This is a genomic window from Pontibacter sp. GD7 (genome assembly GCF_058216375.1).
This window is the reverse complement of sequence record NZ_JBYZMP010000002.1, coordinates 36823-53712: the sequence shown is the minus strand read 5'-3', so window position 1 is coordinate 53712 and position 16890 is coordinate 36823. Positions and strand designations below refer to the sequence as shown.

The window sequence follows — 16890 nt, the reverse complement described above, 5'->3', positions numbered from 1 at the left end:
GGTTTTTGAATTTTATTAGTTAACTTTTTATTCTATATTGAATACATCAATAGTAAATCAATTGCTTTATGCATTAAGATACTTAATTATGAAGTCTGCTGTACAATTGGTCATCTGTTTTTTTGCAGTTTTCGTGCTCATGCCATTTACAACATTATTGGCGCAAACACGGTACTGGGGCAATCCATTTGTCAGAAACTTTACCACCGAGGATTTTAAAGGAGGTATTCAAAGCTGGGGCATTGTACAGGATAGCCGTGAAGTTGTCTATGTCGCAAATAATTTCGGACTGCTTGAGTTTGACGGTGCAGAGTGGAACCGGTACCCGGTAAACAATGGAACCAAGGTGCGTTCGCTTTATACTTCTAAGTCGCAGGGCAGGGTGTATGTAGGCAGCCAGGCCGACTTTGGCTATTTTGCACCCAACAAGTTGGGTAACCTGCAATATCATTCTTTAAAGAGCTTAATACCCGAGCAGCACCGCAATTTTGATGAAGTATGGCGCATCTATGAAATTGATGGAAGCATCTACTTCACGACCTTCAAGAATATTTACATATACTCTCCCGACCACAAAATAAAGGTAGTTGCCCCCAATAACCCCCTTGAGTTGTCATTCAAGGTAAAGAACAGGCTTTATACTATGGCATGGGGCAAAGGCCTCTCAGAACTTGAGAACGGGAAGCTGAAAGTACTGCCTGGCGGCGAGAAATTTGCCCAAAGCCGCATTGCATCCATACTTCCCCTGGATCAGTCGCAGCTTCTCATTTTTACTGTGCAGGATGGTATTTATGTTTACAACGGCGTAAGTCCTGTGCCCATGAAGATGGAGGACGAGGGCGTACTGCAGCATCTGGTAATTAATCAGGCTGTGCTTTTAAAAGACGGCTCCTATGCCATGGGTACCCAGAACGATGGCCTGTTTATTATGAACAAGCAGGGAGCACTTTTGCTGCATCTAACCAAAGCAGACGGCCTCTACGACAACACCATCCACACACTGTATCAGGATGTGCATGAAAACCTTTGGCTGGGCCTTAATAATGGTTTGTCTTTGGTTGAGATCAGTTCGCCGTTTAGCCGGATCGATGGTGCCAAGGGCATATCAGGTGCCGGGTATGCTGCTTTAAGGCAGGGTAATAAACTATACCTGGGCACCACAAGTAGTCTGTTTGTTGCTGATGTAGGAAAAGGCGACAAGTATAAGCCTGTGCCAAATTCTACGGGGCAGGTGTATAAGCTCCGTAATTACCAGGAAAGTATACTTATGGGCCACCACACGGGGCCCTATATGCTCGTAAACGGGCAGGCTCAGAAAATTGCCTCTGGCAATGGCTCCTGGGATTATATTCCGGTGCCCGACAAGCCTGGCTATTTTATACTTGGCTCTTATGATGGTATTAGTCTTCTGAAGAAGCAAGGGGATACTTATCAACTGATAAGAAAGTATAGTGGTTTTGAGGAATCATCGAGGGTGCTGGATTTTGACGAGTATGGTGATCTGTGGATCGCGCACGGCTATAAAGGTATATTCCGGATTAAGTTTGAGCCGGATTATAGTAAAATAAAAAGTTATCGCTTTTATAACTCCAGAAACGGCTTGCCCTCAGACCAGCTGGTGAACATGGAGCGCTTACAGGGCAAGTTGTATTTCCCGGCCCTTACGGGAATTTATCGCTTCGATTATAGTAAAGATGCTTTTGTCAAAGACAGCGTTTTCTCGTCATACTTCCGGCCAAATGAACACCTCGCCGAGATGGAGGAAGATGTGCAAGGCAATATCTACTTTATCTCTGATCAGCGGGTAGGCATATTAACACTAAACAATTTCGGGGAACCGCAGATCAGGAGCAAAGAGTTTAACACCATAAGCGATAGGCTAAACGACGACCTCCCTTACATCAAGATACTGGACCTTAATAATGTGCTTATCGGGGCTAAAGACGGTTTTATTCACTATGACGGCCTAAAGGATAAGAAGCTATATCCTTTTAACACCCGGATAACGAAAGTTGTGAATACTTCTTTTGAAAAGGACTCCGTGCTGGTGTCTGAGCATGGTTTTCAGGGTGCAGAGGAGCTAAGGCTGCCCTACAAGCAAAACTCGCTCAGGTTCACTTACTCCAGTTCTTTTTATGAGCGTCCTGAAAAAACGCAGTATCAGTACTACCTGGAGAACTTTGACGAAGACTGGTCTGGCTGGACGACAAAGACAGAGAAAGAGTATACCAATTTGCCGGAGGGCAAGTATGTGTTTCATGTGCGTGCCCGGAACATACATGGCAATACCAGTGTGGCCGAGAGTTTCCCTTTTTCGGTAAGGCCTCCGTTTTACAGGAGCAGGTTGGCCATTGTTATTTACATATTGGTGGGGCTGGTGTTGCTGGGTGCTTTGCTGCATTACCTTGATAAAAAGTACAGGCGTGAAAAGCAGCAGATCATCAAAGATAAAGAACGTGCCCTTAGCGAAAAGGAAACCCAGGTAAAAGAAGCCGCCAAGCTTAGTGAGAAACAGATCCTGCGCCTGAAGCATGAGAAGCAACAATCTGAGATCGAACACATGAACAGGGAACTGGCTTCATCCACTTTTCACCTGATCAACAAGAACGAGCTCTTGAATAATGTGAAGCTGGAGTTACAGTCGATTGTGAAGCAGGGAGAATTGCAGCAGCGCAGCGAGGAGGTAAAACGCATTATCAAGAACATCGAGCAGAATATTACCAGCGACACCGACTGGAAGCAGTTTGAACTGCATTTTAACCATGTACACGGCGATTTTACCAAACGCCTGCAAGACAAATACCCCGATATGACACCGCAGGAAGTAAAGCTGAGCACCTACCTTCGCCTAAACCTGACCACTAAAGAGATCGCGCAGTTGCTGAATATATCGGTGCGAGGCGTTGAGATAAGCAGGTATCGCCTGCGCAAACGCCTGGATCTGGAGCGAAGCGATAACCTGACCGATTTTATACTTAGATTTTAGGACATTTAGCCCCTGTATACCAGGAACATGATGTAGCTTAGGTAAACAGCCAGAAAAATAAGCCCGTTCCAGCGGTCAATGGTGTTTTTGCGGCCAATGGGTATGGTGATGATCAGGAGGGTGCTAGCCAGGATCATCATCACTATATCCGAATTGCTTACCACATCGAAAGGCAAAGGGTGAATTAAGGCCGTTATGCCTAATATCCAGAGCAGGTTAAAGATATTGGAGCCTACAACATTACCGACAGCAATATCAATATTTCGCCGGTAGGCGGCAGTAGCCGAGGTTACAAGTTCGGGTAGCGATGTGCCGAAGGCCACCACGGTTAACCCAATAAACGACTCGCTCATGCCCAGGTGCTTGGCAATATCGATGGCTCCATCCACGACCCACTTACCGCCTAGAAAAAGCCCTACAATGCCAAGTATGATATAGACAGAGGCTTTGCCTATACTTATTTCTTCCTCATCTTCTTCTTTGGGAGCCTCGTCGCGGTTGGTACGGGCTATGTTGTAGATGTATGCCATAAATAGCAAGAAGAAGAAAAGGAGAATGCCTCCGTCTGTCCTGCTGATGTAAAGCTCTTTTCGGTTGTCTATCAGGGCTGCGTTTGCCAGGAAGCCTACCAGCAGGGTAGCTATCAGAGAGAAAGGAATCTCAGTTAGAACGGTATTGCGGCGAATGGGTAAAGGGCAGATAAGAGCAGTTATGCCCAGGATCAGGAGCAGGTTAGCCACGTTGCTGCCAAACACATTGCCTATCGCCAGTTCAGACTCCCCTTTTATACTTGACACTATATTAATGATAAGCTCTGGCAGCGATGTCCCGAACGAGACAATGGTCAGGCCTACCACCATATCAGAGAGGCCGTAACGCCTGGCAATAGAGGATGAGCCGGATACCAAAAGGTCGGCACCTTTAATTAGAATAACAAAACCCGCTATAAACAGGAAGTATAACATCATAGGGCAATCTTACTGCTGATTTGTATGGCATACGTTTTTTAGCAGGAGTGGCTATAAAAAAGTATGGCTGCCTTGTTGGGGCAGCCATACTTTCAGTGTTATTAATAATGCTTATGCCATGTTGTGGTAAACGGCCTGCACATCATCATCTTCCTCGAAACGCTCGATCAGGCTTAGCACTTCTTCTTCCTGCTCTTCGGTTAGCTCCGTGCGGGTAGTCGGAATGCGTTGTACCTCCGCGCTGATAACCTCCAGGCCTTTCTCCTCCAGGCCTTTCTGCATGTTGCCAAACTCGGTAAAAGGCGTCTCGATAATGATCTCGCCTTCGTGCTCGTAAATGTCCTCTGCGCCGAAGTCTATCAGTTCCAGTTCCAGGTCTTCCAGGTTTACCCCTTCAGATGAAATCTTAAAGATGCCTTTACGGTCGAACATGAAGTCCAGGGAGCCGGTTTTGCCGAGAGAGCCGCCGCCTTTAGAGAAGTGCATGCGCACGTTGGCAACTGTACGGTTCAGGTTGTCTGTGGCGCACTCCACCACCACTGCAATGCCGTGTGGCGCATAGCCCTCGTATACTACTTCTTCGTAATCTTTCTCCTCCTTAGAAGAAGCTCTTTTAATAGCTGCCTCTATGCGGTCTTTTGGCATGTTAACGCCTTTGGCGTTTTGGATAGCCGTTCTTAAACGAGAGTTTGTCTCAGGGTTAGGTCCGCTTTCTTTAACGGCCATGGCTATCTCTTTGCCGAGGCGGGTAAAAGCCTTCGACATTTTATCCCAGCGTTTAAACTTGCGGGCTTTTCTAAATTCAAATGCGCGTCCCATAGTATGTCTTATGTGGTTTACAAAGTTAACCAGCTTCTGCTAAATATGGTAGTGTTTTGGTTGTTAGTTGTTGGTCGGGCGTTGTTGGTAATTCGTTGATCGTTGTTCGTTAATCGTTATTCGATTGTAGAGACGCAATATTTTGCGTCTTGTATACTACAGCGCAAAAATGCTCACTGATCAGGAAGATATTGTGGGGTGGCGACTTTATGAAGTGTACGGGTTAGATAAAGCGTGACAAACGGTTTGAAAGGAGAATGTTATGGGGTTAGCTATACTTTATGCTGCATTGACTTAGCATGGCCAATTGCGCTGTAGCTGGCAAGACGCAAAATATTGCGTTTCTACAGTCCGAACTACTAGTAACTAATAACAAATAACAAAATTATCTGCCTTGTAGCTGGTAAGACGCAAAGTATTGCGTCTCTACAATCGAACAACAAAATTTACACCTTTATAGACCTAATAACCAACAACCAACAACTAATAACTACTTCCTGGTGTGGTAATCTGAGATGCGGAGGTGATGTTCGCAGAAGGCGTATTCGTGGTGGATGTTGGAGCCTACGATTATCAGGCGACCAGCTTTGTTTTGGTCTACATGCTCCTGATACCAGGTTACCCCTTCCTGGTCCAGGTTGGTGGTGGGCTCATCTAAAAGCAATAGTTGTGTATCAGAGTATAAAGCCAGTGCAAGTTTCAGGCGCTGCTTCATGCCTGAGGAGAAGTCCTTCACAAACTTGTTCTTAGAGCGTTGCAGCCCCATTCTGTCAACTAATTCAGCGTTGCTGAGGTTGTTTCGCAGCTTTTTGAAGCGGGTATGGAATTCCAGCATTTCAAGCAAGGTGAATTCCTCTACCAGTTCTAAGTATGGCGCAGTTAAGGAAAGGTATTTATAAGCTTCCTCGTGGGCCAGGGCTTGGGTGCCCAAAGTATAGCTCAGGTCGCCTTCGCTGTGCAGGTTGTGCCCTGCTATAATAGTAAGAAGAGTGGATTTCCCGGACCCGTTATGCCCAAGTATGGCATATGAGTTATCTGCCTCAAAAGTATAGGTCAGGTTCCGGAAAATCCACTCGTAATTGTATCGTTTACCTAAATTGCTTAGGTTAATTTGCATCTTTAGAGAAATAACTGCGGATTACGCCACGGCCAGAGTTGCGTACGAAGTTTACCACCTCATCGCGCTCTTTGCTCGGCGACAGTTCCAGTTCTATTTTATCCAACGCCTGCGAATTGTTCAGGCCACTGATAAACAGAATGCGATAGATCTGCTGAATTTCGTTGATCTGCTCGCTTGTAAAGCCTCTGCGGCGCAAGCCAACGGAGTTGATACCTGCGTAAGCCAGTGGCTCACGCGCTGCCTTTACATAAGGAGGTACGTCTTTCAATATCAGGGAGCCACCTGAGATCATGGCGTGTACGCCTACTTTAGCAAACTGGTGTACTAATGTGCCAGCGCTGATAATGGCATGATCCCCAACTTCTACGTGGCCGGCCATTTGCACGGAATTGCCAATGATACAGTTGTCCCCAACGATACAGTCATGGGCAACGTGTGCGTAAGCCATTACCAGGCAATTGCTCCCGATCACGGTCTTCATTTTATCAATGGTGCCGCGGCTTACGGTTACACACTCTCTGATCACAGTATTATCACCGATGTGCGTAGTGGTAACCTCGCCGGCAAATTTCAGGTCCTGTGGCACAGAAGAAACAACAGCACCAGGGAAGATCTTACAGTTTTTGCCAATGCGCGCGCCCTCCATGATCACTGCATTTGGACCGATCCAGGTGCCTTCGCCTATTTCAACATTTTTGTGAATGCTGGCAAATGGTTCTATTACAACGTTTTGAGCAATTTTTGCCTCCGGATGTACGTATGCTAGTGGCTGATTCATGCGTCTTTCTTTACAATACTTGCCGACATTTCAGCTTCCATCACCAGTTGGCCGGCAACAAATGCCTGACCACTCATTTTGGCAATTCCACGTTTAATTGGAGCCAGCAGTTCACATTTAAAAATTATGGTGTCGCCAGGTATCACCTTGCGCTTAAAGCGGCATTTGTCTATACCCAGGAAATAGGTCCAGTAATCTTCCGGATTCTCCACTGTGTTCAGTACCAGGATACCACCTGTCTGTGCCATAGCCTCGATCTGGATAACACCCGGTAAAACAGGGTTTCCTGGAAAGTGGCCAGGGAAAAACGGTTCATTCGTGGTTACGTTCTTAACGCCTGTAACTGTGGTTTCGTCGAGGTGGATGATCTTGTCGATCAGCAGGAACGGATAACGGTGCGGTAGTGTGGCCGAGATCTGGTTAATGTCCATCACCGGCTTTTTCTTCGGATCGTAGGTTGGCACGTTTTTGATCGTAGCCTCGTGGATCATCTTCTTTACCTTTTTGGCAAAGGCCACGTTTGCCGCATGGCCAGGGCGTGCGGCAAGTATCTGCCCTTTTATCGGACGGCCGATCAATGCCAGGTCACCCATCAGATCCAGCAGCTTGTGGCGTGCCGGCTCATTTTTGTAGCGCAGCTCCGTGTTATTAAGTATACCTTCCTCTTTAACCTCTACTTTTGGTTTCTTCAGCAGGTCAGCCAGGTAATTTAGCTCTTCGTCCTGCACCACGCGGTCTACGATGACAATGGCATTATCAAGATCGCCGCCTTTGATCAGGTTTTGTTTGAAAAGGGCCTCCAGCTCATGCAGGAACACAAACGTACGGCTTGGCGCGATCTCATCCACAAACTGGTTCATGTTGGTGATGGACGCATGCTGGCTGCCCAGAATAGGGGAGTTGTAGTCAACCATTGCCGTCAGACGGTAATCGTCCAGCGGCAGTGCTGCGATCTCTACGCCACGTGCCTCATCTTTATAGCTTATACCCTGAGTGATCTCAAAGTAATTTCTGAGTGCGTTCTGCTCCTCAAGGCCAACTTCCTGCAATGGCTTTACAAACTGAATAGAAGAGCCATCCATTATTGGAGGTTCCGGGCCATCCAGCTCTATCAGCACGTTGTCGATCTGCAGGCCAACGAGGGCTGCCAACGTATGCTCGATGGTGTGCACTCTGGCTCCGTTTTGCTCAATGGTAGTCCCCCTTGACAGATCTACTACATTTTCAACATCTGCGGCTACAATCGGTTGTCCGGGCAAATCGATGCGCTGAAACTTGTACCCATGATTTATAGGAGCAGGCTTAAACGTCATGTTTGAGACAACGCCTGTGTGTAAACCAATACCGGATACAGTAACCGGTGCCTTGATAGTATGCTGTTTATCGTTCATTCACGTATCTGTAGTCGTATTTCTGGCCTCTGTTAAGGTTTAATACATGGCTGGGCATGTGATTCCAAGCCATTGCTAACTCCTGAGGTTAACATTTGCCGATGCAAACTTAAGACATAATCTACCACCTTGCCAATTTATTTTAACCGGCAACGTAAGTTAGGTATGTATAAAAGGTTTATACTCTTTCTTTAAGCTGTTCGAGTTCGCGCTGCAACTCGGGTAGTTTGCGGAAAACTGTCATGGCGCGCAGGTTTTGTTTGTAGTCAAAAGCAGGAGAGCCCTGAATGATGTTACCCGACTCTTTTACTGATTTGGATACGCCTGACTGGGCGCCGATGGTGGTTTTATCAGCGATAGTAATATGGCCCACAATACCTACCTGGCCGGCTATTACACAGTGGTTGCCCACTTTGGCTGAACCTGAGATCCCTGTCTGTGAGGCCACCACAGTGTGTTTCCCGATCTCAACGTTATGCGCTATCTGCACCAGATTGTCGATCTTAGAGCCTGACCTGATGATGGTTGAGCCCATAGTGGCGCAATCAATGGTGGTGTTGGCACCGATAGAGATGTCGTCTTCCAGGATAACATTGCCGATCTGTGGTACGGCTTTATAGGTGCCATCGGCCTGAGGTGCCCAGCCAAAGCCATCGCTGCCTATAACAGCGCCGCTGTGAATGGTGCAGTTGTTGCCCACAACCGTATTGGCGTAAAGCTTGACACCAGCAAAAATGGTTGTATTGTCGCCAATAATAACATTATCCCCGATGTATGCCTGCGGGAATATCTTTACGTTATTGCCAAGCTTGCAATTGGAGCCGATGTATGAAAAAGCGCCGCGGTAATGGTTTTCACCGATCACAGAACCCTGGCCTATAAAAGAAGGCTCCTCTGTTCCCACCTTGGTGGCGATCAGGGCTGTCTGGTAATACTGGAGCAAGGTAGAGAAACTACTGTATGGGTCCTCTACACGAATAAGGGCCGCCGAAACGGGCTGCTTAAGCTCGAGGCTGTTGGCCACTATAACGGCACTGGCCTGCGTTGTGTAAAGGTATGGTTCGTATTTTTGATTAGACAGAAAAGCAAGAGCACCTTGTTTGGCCTCTTCTATTTTGGCTAATGTGCTGACCTTTATGTTATTGTCTCCTTCTACGTTGCCCTGCAGAAGATCAGCTACCTGTTGAACAGTAAATTCCATAATGTAAAATTATAGCAAAAACTTAAATGTGCTAATGCTTTGGGGGTGCAAACTTAACAAAAAACTAATCTTGCCTATACTTATCCCCTCAACTTGTTGCTATAATACCAACCTATGTTTGATTGGTAATCTTTCGGTGTTTCGCTTCTATACTTTAGTGTGCCACCTCTTTAGGATAACAGACGAAATATTTCTCTACTTTATTGCTTAAGGCCCTGATATTTGGGAGGTCAGATGCCTCAGCCACATCGATCACATACCCCGACTTTGTGAGCATGTCAATCGTTTGGCCCTCCACATCATAGGCGTTGTTGCTTATTTTGCCAGCTATCATCAGGTACTTTACATCCTCCTCCTGCACATTAAAATGTGCCTGCACCAGTTCGCTTATGCCCAACTGTAACTCTGGGTCGATGGGTTTGTTGGCAATCAGTACCTTATATAGCCTGCGGTTAAGTATACTGTTGGCGAGGTAGGAGAGAATATTGTCGGGGTGCGAGGCCCACATTTTAATGCCGCACCATACATCGTGGTCATCCAGGCTCACAAACCGCTCGAGTATACTACTGTCTTGCTGGAAATCCTGCATCGTAAGGTCTGTGGTAAGGAAGAACTTGAGGTATGGGCTGGCCGGAACCTCAATGCCTTGCTGCACCAGTTCGCGGGCACGCTGCACCACTCGCAGTACCATATTCTCGGCGCTGATAACGGTTTTGTGCAGGTATACCTGCCAGTACATCAGTCGCCTGCTAACCAGGAAGTTCTCGATGCTGTACACACCTTTTTCCTCAACAACCAGCTTGTCGTTGGCTACGTCCAGCATCTTTATGATACGGTCAGCGCCGATCTTGCCCTCATACACACCAGTGTAAAAGCTGTCGCGGTTCAGGTAATCCAGCCTGTCCACATCCAGTTGGCTCGAAACCAGCTGATGAAAAAACTTTCGGTGGTAAGTATCAGTAAATATTTCGATTGCCAGGCCAAGCTTGCCGTTAAACTGCTCGTTGAGCAGGTGCATGATGTGCAGCGAAAGGTGCTCGTGGTGCACATTCTTGAAAATAGCGGTTTCGAGGGCATGCGAGAAAGGACCGTGCCCGATGTCGTGCAGCAAAATGGCTATTAGCGACGCCTCGAATTCTTTATCAGAAATTTCGTTATTTTTACTTTTTAATGTATTCAGGGCGGTATTCATGAGGTGCATGGCACCCAAGGCATGGTGAAAACGCGTGTGAAGCGCCCCCGGGTATACCATCTCCGTTAAGCCCAGCTGTTTTATGCGGCGCAGGCGCTGAAAGTATGGATGGTTGATGATATCGAAAATAAGATCAGTTGGAACGGTAATAAAACCATAAACAGGATCGTTGAATATTTTCTTTTTGTTCACAGAGTAGTGGGTTGAATGGTTTGATTGTTAAACTGTTAACTTGCCTGATATGTTAGATGGTTAAGCGATTTGTTGTATTGCTTTTACCTTTTTGACCATCTGCAGGTACTTTATGGCCTGTATTATACTTGCAGTTCATACTTTGCGTAAGCGGGTCAGGTTTAATATTGTAGCAAGCAGGCTTAGTTTTTAGCAACCTAAATTATACTATATGGTAAACCTATTCGTGTATACATGTATGGTCTGTTAGCTTCGAGCCATTAAGATTTAGCAGGAAACAAATTAACCGTTAAGCCATTTAGCAATTTATTCAGATAAAACTATGCAAAGATATAACATTTTATGGGCCGATGACGAGATCGACCTGCTCAAGCCGCACATTCTTTTCCTGGAAGACAAAGGCTATGATATAACCCCTGTTAACAGCGGCGCCGATGCCATTGAAGAGTTTCGGGAGAAAAGTTTTGATATCGTATTCCTGGATGAGAACATGCCCGGCATCAGCGGCCTTGAAACCCTGAACGAACTTAAGATCATCCGTCCTTCCGTACCTGTGATCATGATCACGAAAAGCGAGGAAGAGCACATAATGGAAGAGGCAATCGGCTCTAAAATAACCGATTACCTGATTAAGCCGCTTAACCCGAACCAGATCCTGCTTTCCGTAAAAAAAGTGTTGGATAATAAGCGCCTGGTGTCTGAGAAGACCAACATGAGTTACCAGCGTGATTTCAGGCAACTGGGCATGGCTTTTGGCGAACGGCTTAGCCCCGCAGAGTGGGCTGATATCTATAAAAAGCTAGTGTTCTGGGAGTTGGAGATAGACGAGACAGAGAACAAAAGTATGGCCGATGTGATCAATATGCAGAAAGATGAGGCCAACTCCAATTTTGCCCGTTTTATCATGGACAACTATGAAGACTGGATAAACGGCGACAGTGACGAGGCTCCGCTTATGTCGCACCAGTTATTTAAAGATCGTGTTTTCCCGATGATGAAGGAAACGGAGCGGCCCGTATACTTTGTGCTGATTGATAACCTGCGCTACGACCAGTGGAAGATTCTGGAGCCGCTTATCTCGGAGTACTTTACCGTAGACTCTGAAGAGATGTTCTACTCCATACTTCCGACAACCACGGCGTACGCCCGTAATGCCATTTTCTCGGGCATGCTACCCACCGAGATCGCAAAAAAATACCCGAACATGTGGGTTAGCGACGATGAGGAAGAGGGCAAAAACCTGCATGAAGCGGATTTTCTGGAGATTCAGTTTCAGCAGAACAGGGTTACAGACAAGCATAGTTACCACAAAATTACCAATGTGCAGGCTGGCCGCGACCTGTTAAACAAGTTCAGCAACCTTGATAACAATAAGCTGAACGTGATCGTGTACAACTTTGTGGACATGCTCTCGCATGCCCGAACCGACAGTAACATGGTCCGTGAACTGGCCCCCGATGAGTCAGCATATCGTTCCATTACAAGATCCTGGTTCCTGCACTCGCCGTTGTATGATACACTTAAGATGATCGCGGATAAAAAAGGCAAGCTGATCATTACCACAGATCACGGCACCATTCGCGTAAAAAGGCCGTTCAAGATCATCGGTGACCGAAACACTAACACCAACTTAAGGTATAAGCATGGTAAGAATCTGGGCTACACCGATAAAGATGTATTTACAGTGCGAAAACCAGAACGATTTTTCTTGCCAAAAGCCAACGTTTCCACTACGTTTGTATTCGCAATAGAAGACTATTTCTTTGCATACCCCAACAACTATAATTACTATGTGAATTATTACAAAGACACGTTCCAGCATGGAGGTGTGTCTTTGGAGGAATGCATAATACCATACATAACGCTATCGCCTAAAAATGTATAATACAGGAGTTGAGAGAAAGCAAATCACGATGTCGTCGTTGGCTGACCTGCCGGCGGCGGCTTCTGTGCTTATAGAGGAAGCTAATGAGGAGCCGATTATACTTTTTGAAGGGCCAATGGGCGCAGGCAAGACCACGCTTATTAAAGAATTGTGCCGCCAGTTGGGCGTAAAAGACAACGTGAGCAGCCCTACTTTCTCGCTGGTAAATGAGTACGAAGGCAGCGACGGGAAACTAATTTATCATTTTGACTTTTATAGATTAAATGAAGAGCGCGAGGCGCTGGATATCGGGGCATTGGAATATTTCGACTCAGGCAGGATTTGCCTGATCGAGTGGCCGTCCATGATCCCCAATATCCTGCCCGAGCACTATTTGCTAGTAACGTTGCAGCCTGACGCCGAAGGCCAGGTGCGTACCATGACCATAAACCAAGTATAGCATGACGCAAAAGATTGCCGTAGATCTGGGAAAACTTGCTGCCAGCCCTGCATTGTACCCCAAAGAGTCGATGATGGCTGTCGAGGAACGCCGCAAAAGCCTTTCCATTGGCATTCCTAAGGAGTCGTCTTTCCAAGAAAATCGCATCGGCTTAACGCCAGATGCCGTGAAGCAATTAACAGACTATGGTCATCGCATTCGCATCGAGACAGGTGCCGGAAGCCCCTCTAAATACTCCGATAACGAATACTCCGAGGCAGGTGCTAAAATAGTTTACGCCACCGAGGAAGTATACGAAGCCGACATCATCCTCAAGATCGCGCCACCAACTTACGACGAGATTGAGTACCTGCGTCCCGGCCAGACACTTATCTCAGCACTGCATTTTGGTAACCTTACATCGGATTTCATAAATGCGCTGATGCGCAAAAAGATAAACGCCATTTCGTTTGAGCTGCTCCGCGATAAATCGGAGTCGAAACCGGTGGTAAGGGCCATGAGCGAGATAGCGGGTAGTACGGTCATGCTCGTCGCCGCAGAATACTTAAGTATAAGTAACGAAGGCAAAGGAGTTATACTTGGTGGCATCACAGGTGTGCCTCCGAGCAAGGTAGTCATACTTGGCGCCGGCACCGTGGCAGAGTATGCAGCAAGGGCAGCTTTGGGGCTGGGGGCAGAGGTTAAGGTTTTTGACAACCACATCTACAAACTCCGCCGTTTGAAGCACAATATAGGTGCTCCGCTCTTCACATCCACGTTGGATAAAGCCGTGTTATACCCGGAAATCCGTCAGGCAGATGTTGTGATCGGTGCCCTTGTGGCTGACGAGGGGTATATGCCGTGTACAGTTGAAGAAAACGTGGTGGCGCACATGAATCCTGGTTCAATTATTATTGATGTGTGTATTGACCAGGGTGGTTGCTTCGAAACCTCCGAAATGACATCACACTCCAGGCCTGTTTTCAGAAAGTATGATATCGTGCATTACTGCGTGCCAAACATCGCCTCCAGGGTGCCACGTACTGCAACGCAGGCGCTCAGCAATATCTTTACGCCTATCTTCAACGAGTTTTCCAAGTATGGCGGCATCAACGAAGTGCTGTTCATGAACGAGCATTACCGTAGCGGTGTTTACATCTACAAAGGCAGCCTTACCAATGCGCAGGTCGCCAAACGCTTTGGTATGCGCTACAAAGAACTGGGGCTGATGATTGCAGTGCGCAACTAGGACCGGTGATTAAAGGGGATTAAACCGCAGATTAAGGGGATTTATATGATCAGCAGGATTTTGAATCTAGGGTAAGCGGGATTTGGTTGATTGCAAGGATTTTGTAGAGACGCAATATTTTGCGTCTCTTTTTTATTTGTCAGAGTCAAGATTTACAGGATCATAAGAAAGACAGGATTGTTCTGCAGTGCCTGTCCCAACTACCCCTGGCCCCTCTCCCGAAACAAGTCTTGGATCTTCGACTTGTCTAAGGCGGGAGTTTCGAACTCGCGTTCTCGGTAGTCTAAGGCGGGAGTTTTACCTCACCCCAGCCCTCTCTTAAAAACAGGAGAGGGGGCTCTGCTGTTACTTTAGCTAAAGTATAAACCTTGTAGCTGTTGCTTAACCTCCCTTCCACCAAGATCTTTCCAAGATGACAAAATGGAGGAACGGCACTAATCATTGAGATGGCAGAAGATACAGTAGTACCCGATTCCCCGCCTTAGACAAGTCGAAGATCCAGGACTTGTTTCGGGAGAGGGGCCAGGGGTGGTTAGAACCGGCGCTTAAAAGAATCAAAAATCTCTGCTTTTACACCTTGTCACTCAACAAAAGCACTTTCCAAGCCTCTTCTACCTGGTTGTTTTCGAGTAGTTTCTTGCTTAAAAGTACTAACTCATACTTTAGCTTGGAGTGGTCATGCTGATATTTGCTGAAAGTATATGCCACGATCGGGTCCGATTTAAAATTCAGCACTTCTTCAGGGGCAGGAATAGATTCGGAGTTTCCCAGTCGGGCCAGGTTATTGCCGGTAAGTACAGGGCTGTTGCGAATAAAAGCTGGCAGCTGGTCTACACCAATCCCTTTGTTGCGGATCGGTTTCGGAAGTTCAAAGATACAATCGCCATTGGCGCGCAGGTAATAATCACCTCCCATTCTGGCTACTGCATCCAGTTTGTAAGGGTCGATCTTTCCGTTATCGTCAAGAATACTTTCATTCACATGCATCAGCAACATCTCGCATATCACCAGGTTACCTGCGCCACCCTCTGGGCCAAGGCTGATAATGTCGTTTACTTTGCACTCGAAGGCTACTGGGGCTTCTTTTACACGTGGGGCTTTTACCAATACTGATGCCTCTGGCGTTAACCCGGACTTGATGAATTCGTTTATGCCACGGTCATACTCCGTGCTGGCCAGCGACATCTGTTCCACAATATCAAAATTGGCAATATTGATGACCACCTCTTTTGTCAGTTCAGCATTCTCCAAAGTATGCTTGCTGGTATTGTCGCGCACACGGCGTGCCGGCGAGAAAACAAGTATAGGAGGCTTGGCGCTGAATACATTAAAAAAACTGAAAGGGCTCAGGTTTACATTGCCCTCCAGATCAGTTGTGCTGGCGAAGGCTATAGGCCTTGGTGCAATAGCGCCTAAAAGCATGGCATGTACCTCCGCTGTTTTGGTTTCCCGTGGGTCTATGGTTATGATCGACATAATGCTCGCTTAGTTTATGCTGTAAAACAGGTTTAATGGCAAGTTACTTTTTTATAGCCCATATAATCAATCCTGAATTTATAAATAGCACGTCAATTTATGTTTTAGCAAGTTTGCCAATGTGTATGAAGTGCTTATTTATACTTGTATGGCTATACTTTTACATCGTGCCTGTATCGTATGATTCAAATTTTTAAATACTAGAAACATAGAAACAATTGTTTGAATAGTTATAATTTGTCAAAAGTTAAATATTTATAAAAATGAATCATTCTGCTTGAAATTCGGTTCTTCACACAATTTTAACCTTAATTGAGGGGTGTGATATCATACTTTTTTCATAATTTTGAAAATCTGTAGTGAGGTTGAAGCTGCAGGCACCACTTAATAAGTTTGATTATTCAAGTGGCTTAAAGTGATTCTTCGAAAATGAACTATAAAATACTTTCATACTTCATAAGCCTGCTGCTTTTGGCATCGTGCGGTAGCTCCAGAAACCTCGCCTATTTCGATAACCTCCGCGAAAGCACAGTGTATACCGAAAAGGTAACGCACACCTCCGAAGCCAAAATCCAGCCCGGCGACCTGTTAAGCATCCATGTTACCAGCCTGAGTCCGGAGTCAAACATACTTTTTAATAGAGGTACCTTGCCGGTTGTAAGCAATGCCGGTATCGGGAATGTGGCCAGTGTGCAGGAAACTGAAGGCTACCTGGTGGATAAATCAGGCTCTGTGGTGCTGCCTATACTTGGAAAGGTGCAGGTGGAGGGTATGACAAGGGAAGAAGCTGAAACCAGACTTACGGCAAAGCTGCAAACCTATCTGAAAGAGCCAGTTGTAAACGTGCGCTTTCGCAACTTTAAAGTAACCGTGATCGGGGAGGTGAACAGGCCATCTACGTTCCAGGTGGCAGATGGCAATGTGAATTTGCTGGAGGCACTGGGCATGGCAGGAGATATGACAGCCTTTGGTAAGAGGGAAAATGTACTGGTGATTCGTGAAACCAAGGACGAAAGGGTAATGGCAAGGTTAAATCTCAATGACAAGGGGATCCTGCAATCGCCATTTTTTAACCTTCAGCAAAACGACATTGTGTATGTAGAGCCGGACAAAGCCAGAGCGGTTCAGGCAAGCACCAATGCCCGCAATATTTCCCTGCTTGTAGGCGCTATGTCAGTTATCACCATCGTTATTTCTAGACTTCTATAATTCAGG

The 16890-nt window shown here is 46.4% G+C and carries 13 protein-coding genes; 5 read left to right on the top strand and 8 right to left on the bottom strand.

Annotated elements, in window-relative coordinates; translation table 11 throughout:
- Nucleotides 1–88: 88 nt before the first annotated feature.
- Nucleotides 89–2986: a triple tyrosine motif-containing protein gene (locus AC4BAP_RS03285; RefSeq protein WP_490581194.1), complete on the top strand. Its 2898-nt coding sequence runs from the start codon at nucleotides 89–91 to the stop codon at nucleotides 2984–2986.
- 5 nt (nucleotides 2987–2991) lie between these two features.
- Here the strand turns inward: AC4BAP_RS03285 and AC4BAP_RS03280 are convergent, their stop codons facing one another.
- From AC4BAP_RS03280 to AC4BAP_RS03250, 7 genes are all read right to left on the bottom strand, one after another.
- Nucleotides 2992–3954: a calcium/sodium antiporter gene (locus AC4BAP_RS03280; RefSeq protein WP_490581193.1), complete on the bottom strand. Its 963-nt coding sequence runs from the start codon at nucleotides 3952–3954 to the stop codon at nucleotides 2992–2994.
- A gap of 111 nt (nucleotides 3955–4065) precedes the next feature.
- Nucleotides 4066–4773 carry a YebC/PmpR family DNA-binding transcriptional regulator gene (locus AC4BAP_RS03275; protein WP_490581192.1) on the bottom strand — a complete coding sequence of 236 codons (708 nt, stop codon included), beginning with the start codon at nucleotides 4771–4773 and terminating at the stop codon, nucleotides 4066–4068.
- 490 nt (nucleotides 4774–5263) lie between these two features.
- Nucleotides 5264–5890: an ABC transporter ATP-binding protein gene (locus AC4BAP_RS03270; RefSeq protein ID WP_490581191.1), complete on the bottom strand. Its 627-nt coding sequence runs from the start codon at nucleotides 5888–5890 to the stop codon at nucleotides 5264–5266.
- The gene (gene lpxA, locus AC4BAP_RS03265; RefSeq protein WP_490581190.1) at nucleotides 5880–6671 is read right to left on the bottom strand and encodes an acyl-ACP--UDP-N-acetylglucosamine O-acyltransferase; all 792 of its coding nucleotides are present in this window, start codon (nucleotides 6669–6671) and stop codon (nucleotides 5880–5882) included. Before lpxA ends, AC4BAP_RS03270 begins: the two co-directional genes overlap by 11 nt.
- Entirely contained in the window at nucleotides 6668–8062 is a 1395-nt protein-coding gene (locus AC4BAP_RS03260; protein ID WP_490581189.1) for a bifunctional UDP-3-O-[3-hydroxymyristoyl] N-acetylglucosamine deacetylase/3-hydroxyacyl-ACP dehydratase, read from the bottom strand. Before AC4BAP_RS03260 ends, lpxA begins: the two co-directional genes overlap by 4 nt.
- Nucleotides 8063–8240: 178 nt before the next feature.
- On the bottom strand, nucleotides 8241–9263 hold the full coding sequence (gene lpxD / locus AC4BAP_RS03255; protein WP_490581188.1) for a UDP-3-O-(3-hydroxymyristoyl)glucosamine N-acyltransferase: 1023 nt from the start codon (nucleotides 9261–9263) through the stop codon (nucleotides 8241–8243).
- A 154-nt stretch (nucleotides 9264–9417) separates the two neighbouring features.
- A complete protein-coding gene (locus tag AC4BAP_RS03250; protein WP_490581187.1) occupies nucleotides 9418–10647 on the bottom strand; it encodes an HD domain-containing protein in 1230 nt (409 codons plus the stop codon).
- 322 nt (nucleotides 10648–10969) lie between these two features.
- On the opposite strand from AC4BAP_RS03250, the gene porX reads away from it, so the two are divergent.
- From porX to AC4BAP_RS03235, 3 genes are read left to right on the top strand one after another with little or no spacing between them, the layout of a single operon-like run.
- Nucleotides 10970–12532 (top strand): T9SS response regulator signal transducer PorX, encoded by a 1563-nt coding sequence (porX, locus tag AC4BAP_RS03245; RefSeq protein WP_490581186.1) that lies wholly within the window; start codon nucleotides 10970–10972, stop codon nucleotides 12530–12532.
- On the top strand, nucleotides 12525–12971 hold the full coding sequence (gene tsaE / locus AC4BAP_RS03240) for a tRNA (adenosine(37)-N6)-threonylcarbamoyltransferase complex ATPase subunit type 1 TsaE (protein ID WP_490581185.1): 447 nt from the start codon (nucleotides 12525–12527) through the stop codon (nucleotides 12969–12971). The genes porX and tsaE overlap by 8 nt, the downstream gene beginning before the upstream one ends.
- Before the next feature lies 1 nt (nucleotide 12972).
- Nucleotides 12973–14199, top strand: coding sequence for an alanine dehydrogenase (locus AC4BAP_RS03235; protein WP_490581184.1), 1227 nt, complete (start codon nucleotides 12973–12975; stop codon nucleotides 14197–14199).
- Between the two features lie 570 nt (nucleotides 14200–14769).
- On the opposite strand, the gene AC4BAP_RS03230 is transcribed toward AC4BAP_RS03235, so the two are convergent.
- Nucleotides 14770–15675 carry a flavin reductase family protein gene (locus AC4BAP_RS03230; RefSeq protein WP_490581183.1) on the bottom strand — a complete coding sequence of 302 codons (906 nt, stop codon included), beginning with the start codon at nucleotides 15673–15675 and terminating at the stop codon, nucleotides 14770–14772.
- Between the two features lie 429 nt (nucleotides 15676–16104).
- On the opposite strand from AC4BAP_RS03230, the gene AC4BAP_RS03225 reads away from it, so the two are divergent.
- A complete protein-coding gene (locus AC4BAP_RS03225; protein WP_490581182.1) occupies nucleotides 16105–16884 on the top strand; it encodes a polysaccharide biosynthesis/export family protein in 780 nt (259 codons plus the stop codon).
- The last annotated feature ends 6 nt before the right edge of the window (nucleotides 16885–16890 follow it).